11 protein-coding genes are annotated in these 13,061 nt (G+C 70.9%); 9 read left to right on the forward strand and 2 right to left on the reverse strand.

Going from position 1 to position 13,061, the window contains the following annotated elements:
* The 5 genes from ACWDX9_RS50400 to ACWDX9_RS50420 all read left to right on the forward strand — a co-directional run.
* The coding region (locus ACWDX9_RS50400; RefSeq protein WP_449968525.1) for an NAD(P)/FAD-dependent oxidoreductase at positions 1-698 on the forward strand (698 nt) is incomplete at its 5' end.
* Positions 699-712: 14 nt separating this feature from the next.
* Entirely contained in the window at positions 713-1,798 is a 1,086-nt protein-coding gene (locus ACWDX9_RS50405; RefSeq protein ID WP_449968528.1) for an S-(hydroxymethyl)mycothiol dehydrogenase, read from the forward strand.
* 70 nt (positions 1,799-1,868) lie between these two features.
* On the forward strand, positions 1,869-2,492 hold the full coding sequence (locus ACWDX9_RS50410; protein ID WP_449968531.1) for an MBL fold metallo-hydrolase: 624 nt from the start codon (positions 1,869-1,871) through the stop codon (positions 2,490-2,492).
* A gap of 28 nt (positions 2,493-2,520) precedes the next feature.
* Entirely contained in the window at positions 2,521-3,633 is a 1,113-nt protein-coding gene (locus tag ACWDX9_RS50415) for an aromatic ring-hydroxylating oxygenase subunit alpha (RefSeq protein ID WP_449968534.1), read from the forward strand.
* On the forward strand, positions 3,630-5,843 hold the full coding sequence (locus ACWDX9_RS50420; RefSeq protein ID WP_449968537.1) for an FdhF/YdeP family oxidoreductase: 2,214 nt from the start codon (positions 3,630-3,632) through the stop codon (positions 5,841-5,843). Before ACWDX9_RS50415 ends, ACWDX9_RS50420 begins: the two co-directional genes overlap by 4 nt.
* Here the strand turns inward: ACWDX9_RS50420 and ACWDX9_RS50425 are convergent.
* On the reverse strand, positions 5,815-6,588 hold the full coding sequence (locus ACWDX9_RS50425; RefSeq protein WP_449968540.1) for an IclR family transcriptional regulator: 774 nt from the start codon (positions 6,586-6,588) through the stop codon (positions 5,815-5,817). The genes ACWDX9_RS50420 and ACWDX9_RS50425 overlap by 29 nt on opposite strands.
* A gap of 127 nt (positions 6,589-6,715) precedes the next feature.
* On the opposite strand from ACWDX9_RS50425, the gene betA reads away from it, so the two are divergent.
* The gene (gene betA, locus ACWDX9_RS50430) at positions 6,716-8,353 is read left to right on the forward strand and encodes a choline dehydrogenase (protein WP_449968542.1); all 1,638 of its coding nucleotides are present in this window, start codon (positions 6,716-6,718) and stop codon (positions 8,351-8,353) included.
* A gap of 45 nt (positions 8,354-8,398) precedes the next feature.
* Here the strand turns inward: betA and purU are convergent, their stop codons facing one another.
* On the reverse strand, positions 8,399-9,262 hold the full coding sequence (purU, locus tag ACWDX9_RS50435; RefSeq protein WP_449968545.1) for a formyltetrahydrofolate deformylase: 864 nt from the start codon (positions 9,260-9,262) through the stop codon (positions 8,399-8,401).
* Positions 9,263-9,483: 221 nt separating this feature from the next.
* On the opposite strand from purU, the gene ACWDX9_RS50440 reads away from it, so the two are divergent.
* The 3 genes from ACWDX9_RS50440 to ACWDX9_RS50450 all read left to right on the forward strand — a co-directional run.
* A complete protein-coding gene (locus ACWDX9_RS50440; protein WP_449968548.1) occupies positions 9,484-10,944 on the forward strand; it encodes an aldehyde dehydrogenase family protein in 1,461 nt (486 codons plus the stop codon).
* Between the two features lie 27 nt (positions 10,945-10,971).
* On the forward strand, positions 10,972-12,030 hold the full coding sequence (locus ACWDX9_RS50445; RefSeq protein WP_350734510.1) for a quaternary amine ABC transporter ATP-binding protein: 1,059 nt from the start codon (positions 10,972-10,974) through the stop codon (positions 12,028-12,030).
* A partial coding sequence (locus tag ACWDX9_RS50450; RefSeq protein WP_449968551.1) for an ABC transporter permease occupies positions 12,030-13,061 on the forward strand: 1,032 nt, incomplete at its 3' end. The genes ACWDX9_RS50445 and ACWDX9_RS50450, both read left to right, overlap by 1 nt.

The raw sequence follows: 13,061 nt of genomic DNA on the forward strand, positions 1-13,061 counted from the left end.
CCCGCGACCTCGGCCTGGACGTGACGCTGGTCGAGTCCGGCCCGGCGCCGCTGGCCCGCGTCGTCGGCGTGCCGATGGCCGAGGCGCTGGCCGCGTTGCACGAGCGGCGCGGGGTGCGGCTGCAGTCCGGCACGGTCGTGTCCGGCCTCACCGGCGAGGACCGGGTGGACGGGGTACGGCTGGCGGACGGCACCCACCTGCCCGCGGACGTCGTGGTCGTCGGGATCGGCGCCGTGCCCGCCATCGGCTGGCTCCGGGGCAGCGGCCTCGACCTGGGCGACGGCGTACTGTGTGACGAGGCGGGCGGCACCTCCGTCCCCGGCATCGTGGCCGTGGGCGACTGCGCCGCCTGGTTCGACCCCGTCCAGGGCAGGCATCACAGGATCGAGCACTGGACGGGAGCCCGGCAGCGGGCCTCGGTCGCGGCGGCCACGCTGCTGTCCGGCGGCACCGCCCGCGCCGAGGCGCGGCGGCCCACCTACATCTGGTCCGACCAGTTCGACGTGAAGATCCAGTTCATCGGGCACGCCGCGGACGCGGATACGGTCAGCGTGGAGGAAGGCGACCCGGCCGGGCACAGCTTCCTCGCGGTCTACCGGCAGGGCGACCGCCCGGTCGCGGTCCTCGGGGTCAACCAGGTACGGCTGTTCACCCGGTGGCGGCGGCAGCTCGAAACGCCGCCGGTTCAGGTCGGCTGAGACAGGAGTGAATCATGGCTCATGAAGTACGCGGGGTCGTCGCGACCGGCAAGGGCAAGGCGGTCAGCCTGGAGACCATCCTGGTGCCGGACCCGGGACCCGGCGAGGCGCTGGTCCAGGTCCAGGCCTGCGGGGTCTGCCACACGGACCTGCACTATCGCGAGGGCGGCATCAGCGACGACTTCCCGTTCCTGCTCGGCCACGAGGCGGCCGGCGTGGTGGAGTCGGTCGGCGACGGTGTCACCGACGTCGCGCCCGGCGACTTCGTGATCCTGAACTGGCGGGCCGTGTGCGGCTCGTGCCGGGCGTGCCTGCGCGGCCGCCCGCAGTACTGCTTCGCCACCCACAACGCCACCCAGAAGATGACCCTGGCCGACGGCACCCCGCTCAGCCCGGCGCTGGGCATCGGCGCGTTCGCCGACAAGACGCTCGTGGCCGCGGGCCAGCGCACCAAGGTCGACCCGGCCGCCTCCCCCGCCGCGGCGGGCCTGCTCGGCTGCGGCGTGATGGCCGGTCTCGGCGCCGCGGTGAACACCGGCGGGGTCAGCAGGGGCGACTCGGTGGCGGTGATCGGCTGCGGCGGCGTCGGCAACGCGGCCATCGCGGGCGCGCGGCTGGTCGGCGCGACCACGATCATCGCGGTCGACGTGGACGGCCGGAAGCTGGAGTGGGCCCGCGGCCTCGGCGCGACGCACACGGTCGACGCCAAGGACGGCGACCCGGTCGAGGCGATCAGGGAGCTGACCGGCGGGTTCGGCGCGGACGTCGTGATCGACGCGGTCGGCCGGCCGGAGACGTACCAGCAGGCCTTCTACGCCCGCGACCTGGCGGGGACCGTGGTCCTGGTCGGGGTGCCCACGCCGGAGATGACGCTGGAGCTGCCGCTGCTCGACGTGTTCGGCCGCGGCGGCGCGCTGAAGTCCAGCTGGTACGGCGACTGCCTGCCCAGCCGCGACTTCCCCATGCTGATCTCCCTCTACCTGCAGGGACGTCTCGACCTCGACGCGTTCGTGAGCGAGACCATCGGCCTGGACGACGTCGAGGACGCCTTCGCCAAGATGCACCGCGGCGAGGTGCTTCGTTCCGTGGTGGTGCTGTGATGGATCCGCAGCGGAGCGAGGACATCCATCACAGCGTCGCCGGGCGGAGCCCGGCCAAGGAGGCACAGTAATGCGGGTCGAGCGTGTGGTCACCTCGGGCACGTTCAGCCTGGACGGCGGGACGTGGGAGGTCGACAACAACGTGTGGCTGCTGGGCGACGACCAGGAGGTCCTGGTCATCGACGCCGCCCACGACGCCGCCGCCATCGCCGAGGCCGTGGGTGACCGCCGGGTGAGCGCGATCGTGTGCACGCACGCGCACGACGACCACGTCAACGCCGCCCCCGAGCTGGCCGACCTCACCGGCGCGCCCGTGCTGCTCCATCCCGACGACGAGGTGCTGTGGAAGCTGACCCACCGGACGGCCACGCCCGGCGGGCGGCTGGCCGACGGCCGGCTCCTGAAGGTGGGCGGCTGCGCCGTGCACGTGCTGCACACGCCGGGGCACGCGCCGGGCGCGGTGTGCCTGTACGTGCCGGAGCTCGGCGTGCTGTTCTCCGGGGACACCCTGTTCAAGGGCGGCCCCGGCGCGACGGGCAGGTCGTACAGCGACTTCCCGACGATCATCTCGTCGATCAGCCGGACGCTGCTGACGCTGCCCGGCGAGACCGTGGTGCACACCGGACACGGTGAGGACACCAGCATCGGAGCCGAGGCTCCGCAGCTCGAGGACTGGATCCGCCGAGGGCACTGACCCGGCCTGTCTCAGAGGAGTACTGCCCGTGACCACCACCGCGTCAAGCGTGATCCCCACCCTCCCCGGTCGCTACTACGTGGACCCCGAGATCTTCGCCGCGGAGCAGCGGAACATCTTCGAGGCGATGTGGTTCTGCGTGGTGCGCTCGGCCGACCTGCCCAAGCCGGGCTCGTTCAAGACCGTTCAGGTCGGCTCCGAGAGCATCCTCGTCACCAGGGCGCGCGACAGGTCGGTGCGCGCGTTCTTCAACGTCTGCCGCCACCGCGGCGCGACGCTGCGCACGGAGGAGTCGGGCGAGGTGAAGCGGGCCTTCCAGTGCCCGTACCACGCCTGGACCTACGACCTGGACGGCAAGCTGATCGCCGCGCCCAACCTGACCAAGATGGCCGACCTGGACCGGGTGGAGTACGGCCTGGTGAAGGTGCACGTGCGCGAGTGGCTCGGCTACGTGTGGGTGTGCCTGGCCGACGAGCCGCCCTCCTTCGAGGAGGACGTGCTGGGCGCGGTGACCGAGCGGCTCGGCTCGCTGGAGCTGCTCGAGAACTACGACGTGGCCGGCCTGGAGGTGGGCCGCAGGATCGTCTACGACGTGAAGGCGAACTGGAAGCTCATCATCGAGAACTTCATGGAGTGCTACCACTGCGCCACGATCCATCCCGAGCTGACCGAGGTGCTGCCGGAGTTCGCCGACGGCTACGCGGCTCAGTACTTCGTGGGTCACGGCGCCGAGTTCGGTGAGGAGATCCAGGGCTTCACCGTCGACGGGTCCGAAGGGCTCGACCGCATCCCGGGCGTCAGCGAGGAGCAGGACCGCCGCTACTACGCGATCACCATCAAGCCGCAGGTGTTCATCAACCTGGTGCCCGACCACGTGATCGTGCACCGCATGTTCCCGCTGGCGGTGGACCGCACGGTGGTCGAGTGCGACTGGCTCTACCTGCCCGGCGTCGTGGCGAGCGGCAAGGACCTGGACAAGTCGGTGGAGCTGTTCCACCGGGTCAACGAGCAGGACTTCGAGGCGTGCGAGCGGTGCCAGCCGCAGATGGGCTCGCGTACGTACGCCAAGGGCGGCGTGCTGGTGCCCAGCGAGCACCACATCGGCGCCTTCCACGACTGGGTCCAGGACCGCGTCGGGTGAACGAGCACGACGACGAACGTCTGACGGCCGGCCCGCCCAAGGATTGGGCGGGCGGCCTGCCCGCCGTGGGCCACGCCCTGCGCATCGCCCACCGGCAGATGGGGGTCGGCCGCACCGCGCTGACGCTGCTGCGCGTCAACCAGAAGAGCGGCTTCGACTGCCCCGGCTGCGCCTGGCCGGAGGGCGAGCACCGCAGCCCGGCCGAGTTCTGCGAGAACGGCGCCAAGGCGGTGGCCGAGGAGGCCACGACCCGGCGCGTCACCCGCGAGTTCTTCGCCGCCCATCCGGTGAGCGAGCTGGCCGGGATGAGCGACTACTGGCTGGGGCAGCAGGGCAGGCTGACCGAGCCGATGTACAAGCCCGCGGGCGCCGAGCACTACGAGCCCGTCGGCTGGGCGGAGGCGTTCGGCATGATCGCGGCCGAGCTGCGCGCGCTGGACAGCCCCGACCAGGCGGTCTTCTACACCTCGGGCCGCACCTCCAACGAGGCGGCCTTCGCCTACCAGCTGCTGGTGCGCCGGTTCGGCACCAACAACCTGCCCGACTGCTCCAACATGTGCCACGAGTCCAGCGGCGCCGCGCTCACCGAGACGATCGGGATCGGCAAGGGCACCGTGTCGCTCGACGACCTACACCGGGCCGACCTGATCTTCGTGGTCGGCCAGAACCCGGGCACCAACCATCCCCGCATGCTCACCGCCCTGGAGAAGGCCAAGCGCGGCGGCGCGCGGATCGTCGCGGTCAATCCGCTGCCCGAGGCCGGGCTGCTGCGCTTCAAGAACCCGCAGCGGCCGTCCGGGCTGGCCGCAGGCACCGCGCTGGCCGACCGGTTCCTGCAGATCCGGCTCAACGGCGACATGGCGCTGTTCCAGGCGCTGTCGCTGCTGCTGCTCGACACCGCCGACGAGGCGTTCATCGCCGAGCACACCAGCGGCTTCGAGGAGTGGAAGGCGCACCTGACCGGCCTGGACTGGGCGGAGGTGCTGGAGGCGACCGGCCTGACCCGGCAGGAGCTGGAGGAGACGGCCCGCGACGTCAGGAACGCCGGGTCCGTCGTCGTCTGCTGGGCCATGGGGCTCACCCAGCACCGCAACTCCGTGGCCACCATCCGCGAGGTGGTCAACTTCCAGCTGCTGCGCGGCAACGTGGGCCTGTGCCCGGTGCGCGGCCACTCCAACGTGCAGGGCGACCGGACCATGGGCATCTACGAGAAGCCCTCGAAGGACTTCCTGGACGCGCTGGCCGGGGAGTTCGGCTTCGAGCCGCCCCGGCACCACGGGCTGGACACGGTCGAGGCCATCCGGGCCATGCGCGACGGCGAGGCGAAGGTCTTCGTCGGCATGGGCGGCAACTTCGTCCGCGCCACCCCCGACAGCCGCGTCACCGAGGCGGCGCTGCGCCGTACCAGGCTGACCGTGCAGGTCTCCACGAAGCTCAACCGCTCGCACGCGGTGTGCGGCGAGCGGGCGCTCATCCTGCCCACGCTGGGCCGCACCGAGCGCGACCCGGCCGGGTTCGTCACCGTCGAGGACTCGATGGGGCTGGTGCACGCCTCGCGCGGCCGGCTCGCGCCCGCCTCCCCGGACCTGCTGTCGGAGGTGGCGATCGTGGCCCGGCTGGGCCGCGAGCTGTTCGGCGAGGAGCCGTGGGCCGGCTTCGAGCGGGACTACGCCACGATCCGTGACCGCATCGCGCGGGTGATCCCCGGTTTCGAGGACTTCAACGGCCGCGCGGAGGCCGGCTTCGCGCTGCCCAACGCGCCCAGGGACGAGCGCCGCTTCCCCACCGCCACCGGCAGGGCCGGCTTCACCGTCAACCGGCTGGAGGTCCTGCGGGTGCCGCCGGGGCGGCTGCTGCTGCAGACCGTACGCAGCCACGACCAGTACAACACCACCGTCTACGGCCTCGACGACCGCTACCGCGGTGTCAAGAACGGCCGCAGGGTGGTCTTCGTCCACCCCGGCGACCTCGCGGAACGCGACCTGGCCGACGGCGACGTGGTCGACCTGGTCAGCGAGTGGCCCGACGGCGAGCGCACCGCCGAGGGCTTCAGAGTCATCGCCTATCCGACCGCCCGCGGCTGCTGCGCCGCCTACTTCCCGGAGACCAATGTGCTGGTGCCGCTCGACTCGGTGGCCGAGACCTCCAACACGCCGACCTCCAAGAGCATCGTGGTCCGGCTCAGCCGGCGTACCCGAGGCGGCGGCTGATCTCGTCGGCCCCGCCGATCAGGACGGGAGCGAGCTCGTGCATGCGCTCGGCGGTGAAGCGGTAGGCGGGGCCGGAGGCGCTCACGGCGGCGACGACGTCGCCGTGGTAGGAGCGGATGGGCGCCGCCATGGCGTTCAGCCCCTCCTCCAGCTCCTCCAGGCAGTAGCCGTAGCCGGCCCGCTTGATCTCGGTCAGCTGCTCCCTGAGCCGGTCGAGGTCGGTGACGGTGCGGGATGTGAAGGACTCCAGGGCCCCGTCGGACAGCACCCGCTCGCGCTGGCGCTCGTCCAGGTGGGCCATCAGCACCTTTCCGCTGGAGGTGGCGTGCAACGGCGTGATCTGGCCGACCCAGTTGTAGGCGGTGACCGCCGAGGCGCCGCGCACCTGGTCGAGGTTGACCGCGTAGCTGGAGCGGAGCACGGCGATGTTGACCGTCTCGCCGATCTCCTCCGCCAGGCGCTGGCAGACCGGGCGCCCCCTCTGGGTGACGTCGAGCTGGGTGTTGACGCCGCCGGCCAGGCGGATGATGCCGAAGCCGAGCCGGTATTTGCCGCGTTCCTCGGCCTGCTCGACCAGGCCGCGCGCCTCGAGCGCGCCGAGCAGCCGGAACGCGGTCGACTTGTGCACGTCGATCTCCGCGGCGACCTCGCTGACCCCTGCCTCGCCCCTCCGGGAGAGGATCTCCAGCACGCTGATCGCCCGATCGACCGACTGCACGCCCCCGCTGCCCGAATCGTTGCCCATAGCGAAACTCTAAGTGCTAGAGGGAACTCCGTCTAACGCACGACCAAAAGATCTCCTGTTGCGAGTAGTGAAACGCAATGCGTATAGCGCTACGATTTGGCGAAACGCGCGAGCGAGACGAGGCACCATGACGTCACATCAATACGACTTCGTCATCGTCGGAGGCGGCTCGGCCGGCAGCGCGCTGGCGAACCGGCTCTCCGCGGACCCTGCCACGCGGGTGCTCGTCCTGGAGGCGGGCCGATCGGACTACCCGTGGGACGTGTTCATCCACATGCCCGCGGCCCTGCCCTTCCCCATCGGCAACCGCTTCTACGACTGGCGCTACGAGTCGGAGCCCGAGCCCCACATGCACGGCCGGCGGATCTATCACGCTCGCGGCAAGGTGCTCGGCGGCTCCAGCAGCATCAACGGCATGATCTTCCAGCGCGGCAACCCGCTGGACTACGAGCGGTGGGGCGCCGATCCCGGGATGAAGAGCTGGGACTACGCCCACTGCCTGCCGTACTTCAAGCGGATGGAGAACTGCCTGGCCGACCCCGACACGCCGTGGCGCGGCCACGGCGGGCCGCTGGTGCTGGAGCGCGGGGCGGCGAGCACGCCGCTGTACGACGCGTTCTTTCAGGCGGTGCAGCAGGCCGGCTATCCCCTGACCGACGACGTGAACGGCTACCGGCAGGAGGGCTTCGCCCGTTTCGACCGCAACATCCGGCGCGGGCGCCGGCTCAGCGCCGCCAGGGCGTACCTGCACCCGGTCATGAAGCGGCCCAACCTGACCGTCAAGACGCGCGTGCTGGTGACGAAGGTCGTCTTCGACGGGAACAGGGCCGTCGGCGTCGAGTTCGACGGCGGCCGGGTCCGCGCGGGCGAGGTCATCCTGTGCGGCGGCGCGATCAACTCGCCTCAACTGCTGCAGCTGTCCGGGATCGGCAATGCCGACGAGCTGCGCGACCTCGGCATCGACGTCGTGCACGACCTGCCGGGCGTGGGCGAGAACCTGCAGGACCACCTGGAGGTCTACATCCAGCACGGCTGCCGCGAGCCGGTCTCGCAGCAGCCGAACCTGCAGAAGTGGCGCCACCCCTGGATCGGCGCGCAGTGGCTGTTCCTGCGCGGCGGGCCGGGGGCGACCAACCACTTCGAGGCGGGCGGCTTCGTCCGCGGCAACGACGAGGTCGACTACCCCAACCTGATGTTCCACTTCCTGCCGCTGGCCGTGCGCTACGACGGCTCGGCGCCGGCGGGCGGGCACGGCTACCAGGTGCACGTCGGCCCCATGTACTCCGACGCCCGCGGCTCGGTGAAGATCAAGAGCACGGATCCCCGGCAGCATCCCGCGCTGCGCTTCAACTACCTGTCCACCGAGCAGGACAGGCGGGAGTGGGTGGAGGCCGTCCGGGTGGCCCGCAAGATCCTCGGGGCTCCGGCGCTGGCCGGGCTCAGCACGGGCGAGGTGTCGCCCGGCCCGTCCGTGGAGACCGACGAGGAGATCCTGGACTGGGTGGCCAAGGACGGCGAGACCGCCCTGCATCCCTCGTGCACGGCCAGGATGGGCGTGGACGCGATGTCGGTGCTCGACCCGGACACGATGCGGGTGCACGGCGTCGACGGGCTGCGCGTGGTGGACGCCTCGGCCATGCCGTACGTGACGAACGGCAACATCTACGCGCCGGTCATGATGCTGGCGGAGAAGGCGGCCGACCTCATCCTGGGCAACACGCCGCTGCCGCCGCAGACGACCGAGTTCTACCGTCACCGGGCATGACACGAGGGCGGTGGGGCACTCCCCCACCGCCCTTGTGCCTGAGCGTCAGCGGAAGACGACGGTGCGGTTGCCGTTGAGCAGGACGCGCTGCTCGCTGTGCCACTTCACGGCCCTGGCCAGCACCTGCGCCTCCACGTCCCGGCCGGCCGCGACCAGATCCTCGGCGTCGAGCTCGTGGTCCACCCTGGCCACGTCCTGCTCGATGATGGGCCCCTCGTCCAGGTCGGCCGTGACGTAGTGCGCGGTCGCCCCGATGAGCTTCACGCCGCGCTCGTGCGCCTGGTGGTACGGCTTGGCGCCCTTGAAGCCCGGCAGGAAGGAGTGGTGGATGTTGATGGCCCGCCCCTCCAGCCGCTTGCACAGGTCGTCGGAGAGGATCTGCATGTAGCGCGCCAGGACCACCAGCTCCGCGTCGCACTCCTCGACCAGCTCCAGGATCCGCGCCTCGGCCTCGTCCTTGGTGGCGGCCGTGACGGGCACGTGGTGGTACGGCACGCCGTACGAGGCGGCCAGCGGCTCGAGGTCGGGGTGGTTGGAGACGATCGCGGGGATGTCGATGTTGAGCGCGCCCACCTGGCGGCGATAGAGCAGGTCGTTCACGCAGTGGCCGAACTTCGACGCCATGACCAGCGTGCGGGTGGGCGTGGCCGCGTCCTTCAGCTGCCAGTTCATCTGGAAGGACTCGGCGACGTAGGTGAACCCCTCGCGCAACCGCTCGATCTCGTCATGGGCGGCGAAGTGCACGCGCATGAAGAACCTGTCACCCTTGCGGTCGTTGAACTGCTTGCTCTGCAGCATGTTCCCGCCGTGCTGGACGAGGAAGCTGCTGACCGCGTACACGATGCCCGGCTTGTCGGAGCAGGACACCGTGAGGATGAACTCGCGGCCAGGGTCGGGACGTGGAGACATCACACCCTCCCGGTGTTGCGTATGACGCAAAGAAGAGATTTATACGCAACAGACTGAGGGCACAGGCCTAGCACGTCAAGGGGCAAGAAGGTCAAACCTCAGCACAACGTATTTATTTGGCCAGTGATTCCGGCAAACCCTTGACGAACACTCGGAGACGAGTCAATCCTGTTCCTCATTAAGCAGCGCCTTGCGCGATACGCAACTACCGAGGTGTGCCGATGACCGAGCTCTACATCGCGGGCGAGTGGACCAGGCCACTCGCCGGCGGTCAGCGGCGCATCCACTCGCCCGCCGACGGCAGCCTCGTGGCCACCGTGGCCGAGGGAACCGCCGCGGACACCGAGGCGGCGATCGCCGCGGCCAGGCGCGCCTTCGACGGCGGCCCCTGGCCCACGACGCCGGCCCGTGAGCGCGGCGCACTGCTGTACAAGGTAGCCGACCTGCTGGAACGCGACCGCCAGACCTTCGCCCGCGCCGAGTCGGGCGACACCGGCAAGCGCCTGGTGGAGAGCGAGTACGACATCGACGACTGCGTGGCCAGCCTGCGCTACTTCGCCGGCGTCGCGGGCACCGACGCGGGCCGGGTCGTCGACACCGGCCGCGACGACGCGATCAGCCGCATCGTGCACGAGCCGATCGGCGTCTGCGGCCTCATCACGCCGTGGAACTACCCCCTGCTCCAGACCACGTGGAAGGTCGCCCCGGCGCTCGCCGCGGGCAACACGTTCGTGCTCAAGCCGAGCGAGCTGACCCCCAGCACGGCCATCCTGCTGATGCGCGCGCTGGCCGAGGCCGGGCTGCCGGACGGGGTGGCCAACCTCGTGCTCGGCGCCGGCCCGGAGGCCGGCGCGCCGCTGGCCGAACACCCGGACGTGGACATGGTCTCCTTCACCGGCGGCCTGGCCACCGGGCGGCGCGTCATGGCCGCCGCCGCGGCCACCGTGAAGCGGGTGGCGCTGGAGCTGGGCGGCAAGAACCCCAACATCGTCTTCGCCGACGCCGACTTCGACACGGCCGTCGACTTCGCGCTCACCGCGGTGTTCCTGCACTCCGGCCAGGTCTGCTCGGCCGGCGCGCGGCTGCTGGTGGAGGACTCCCTGCACGACGCGTTCGTGGACGAGGTCGTACGGCGGGCCGAGCTGATCCGCCTGGGCGGCCCCCTCGACCCGAACGCCGACACCGGCCCGCTCATCTCCGCCGCTCACCTGGCCAAGGTCGAGGACTACGTGGCGGCGGGCCTGGCCGAGGGGGCCGTGCTGCGCTGCGGCGGCCGCCGCCTCGACGGGCCCGGACACTTCTACCGGCCCACCGTCCTGGACGAGTGCAAGCAGGACATGCGCGTCGTGCGCGAGGAGTCCTTCGGCCCCGTCCTGACCGTCGAGCGCTTCACGACCGAGGACGAGGCGGTCCGCCTCGCCAACGACACCGAGTACGGCCTGGCCGGCGCGGTCTGGACCCAGGACGCCGGCAGGGCGCAGCGGGTCGCGGGCCGGCTGCGGCACGGCACGGTGTGGATCAACGACTACCACCCCTACGTGCCGCAGGCCGAGTGGGGTGGCTTCAAGCAGTCCGGCAACGGCCGCGAGCTCGGCCCGACCGGCCTGGACGAGTACCGCGAGATCAAGCACGTCTGGCAGAACATCCGACCGCGCCCACAGCGGTGGTTCCCAGAGAACTGACGCTCCGACGACGAAGAGGTGGTGGTCATGACCGTCCCGTCACTGACCGAAAGCACACCGCTCAACACCGAGGCACCCCCCATTCTCGACGTCCGAGGGCTGTGGAAGGTGTTCGGCCCCAAGGCCGGCCGCGTGGTCGGCAGCACCCTGAGCCGCACGGAGCTCAAGGAGCAGACCGGCTGCGTCGCCGCGGTCCGCGACGTCTCCTTCTCGGTCCGGCGGGGCGAGGTGTTCGTCGTCATGGGCCTGTCGGGCTCGGGCAAGTCCACCCTGGTGCGCTGCCTGACCCGGCTGATCGAGCCCACGGCGGGCGAGATCGTGCTGGACGGCGAGGACATCCGCACCGCCGACGCCCGCAAGCTGCGCGAGCTGCGCAGGCACCGGATGGCGATGGTCTTCCAGCACTTCGGGCTGCTGCCGCACCGGTGCGTGCTGGAGAACGTGGCCTTCGGGCTGGAGATCCGGGGCACCCCCAAGAAGGAGCGCTACGAGCGGGCCCGCGAGGTGCTCGGGCTGGTCGGGCTGACCGGCTTCGAGAACTCCTACCCCGACCAGCTGTCCGGCGGCATGCAGCAGCGCGTCGGCCTGGCCCGCGCGCTCGCGGCCGACCCCGAGGTGCTGCTGTTCGACGAGCCGTTCTCCGCGCTCGACCCGCTGATCAGGCGCGAGATGCAGAACGAGGTCATCCGCCTGCACCACGAGGTGGGCAAGACGATGATCTTCATCACCCACGACCTGAGCGAGGCGCTCAAGCTGGGCGACCGGATCCTCATCATGCGCGACGGCGAGCTGGTCCAGGTCGGCACGCCCGACGAGGTGGTGGGCGCGCCCGCCGACGAGTACGTGGCCAACTTCGTCAGCGACGTCCCGCGCTCGCACGTGCTGACCCTGTCGTGGATCATGCGCCCGCCGCTGGAGGGCGAGCCGCTCGACGGCCCGGAGCTCGGCCCCGACGTGGTCATCCGCGACGCCGTGCACACCGTGCTGTCGGCCGACCGCCCGGTGCGCGTGGCCGGGGACGACGGCCTGCTCGGCGTGGTCACCAGCGCGGAGATCCTCGAAGTGATCGCCGGAGGGCAGCACTGATGGCGGCCGTCGCGGCGGTCGCCGCCAGGCTGCACAAGCTGCCCGACCGCAGGCTGCTGCTGGCCCTGGTCATCGCGGCCTGGGTGGTGGGCTGGGCGGTGCTCGGTGGGCGCGACACCCAGCAACTGGGCGGCGCCGAGCTGACCCCGCTGCACCGCGACCTCAGCCAGGCCATGGACGTCATCGACGACAGCCGCAACAGCAACCCGTTCTTCCTCTACTTCATCAACTACATCCGGCTCTTCCTGGACGACGCGGTGACCTTCGTCCAGGCGCTGATCAGCCAGCCGTCCTTCGGCCGCCCCCTGCCCGTGCTGGGCTGGCTCGGCGTGGTGGCGATCGCCACGGCCGTCGCCCTGCTGTACGGCAACCGGAAGGTGGCGGCGCTGACGGCCGCGGGCTTCCTGTCGTTCGGCCTGCTCGGCCTGTGGCAGGAGAGCATGGACACGCTCGCCCTCACGCTGACGGCGGTCGCGCTGTCGCTGGCCGTGGGCATCCCGCTCGGGATCTGGGCGGGGCTGAGCGACCGGTTCCTGCGGCTGGTCACGCCGGTGCTCGACTTCATGCAGACGATGCCGACGTTCGTCTACCTGGCGCCGCTGACGCTGTTCTTCCTCATCGGCCCGGCCAGCGCGACCGTGGCCACGATGATCTACGCGGTCCCGCCGGCCATCCGCATCACCGCGCACGGCATCCGGCAGGTCTCGCCGGAGACGATGGAGGCGGGCACGTCGCTCGGCGCCACTCCTATGCAGGCGCTCAGGCACGTGCGGCTGCCGATGGCCAGGCAGACGATCATCGTGGGGGTCAACCAGACCATCATGGCCGCGCTGTCCATGGCCACCATCGCGGCCCTGATCGACGCGCCCGGCCTGGGCAAGACCGTGCTCAAGGCGCTGCAGACGCTGGACGTCGGGACCGCCTTCAACGCCGGCCTGGCGATCGTGATCATGGCCGTGGTGCTCGACCGGGTGACCTCGGCCGCCAGCCGGCGGGTGGAGGACCAGCGCCGCGCGGGCCGGCTGCGTTCC

Source organism: Nonomuraea sp. NPDC003201 (genome assembly GCF_053590415.1).

Excerpts from the sequence above, each read along its gene's own strand:
- ACWDX9_RS50410 (WP_449968531.1), top strand. The coding sequence starts at position 1,869 with ATGCGGGTCGAGCGTGTGGTCACCTCGGGCACGTTCAGCCTGGACGGC.
- ACWDX9_RS50405 (WP_449968528.1), top strand. The coding sequence starts at position 713 with ATGGCTCATGAAGTACGCGGGGTCGTCGCGACCGGCAAGGGCAAGGCG.
- ACWDX9_RS50445 (WP_350734510.1), top strand. The coding sequence starts at position 10,972 with ATGACCGTCCCGTCACTGACCGAAAGCACACCGCTCAACACCGAGGCA.
- ACWDX9_RS50440 (WP_449968548.1), top strand. The coding sequence starts at position 9,484 with ATGACCGAGCTCTACATCGCGGGCGAGTGGACCAGGCCACTCGCCGGC.
- ACWDX9_RS50425 (WP_449968540.1), bottom strand. The coding sequence starts at position 6,588 with ATGGGCAACGATTCGGGCAGCGGGGGCGTGCAGTCGGTCGATCGGGCG.
- purU (WP_449968545.1), bottom strand. The coding sequence starts at position 9,262 with ATGTCTCCACGTCCCGACCCTGGCCGCGAGTTCATCCTCACGGTGTCC.
- betA (WP_449968542.1), top strand. The coding sequence starts at position 6,716 with ATGACGTCACATCAATACGACTTCGTCATCGTCGGAGGCGGCTCGGCC.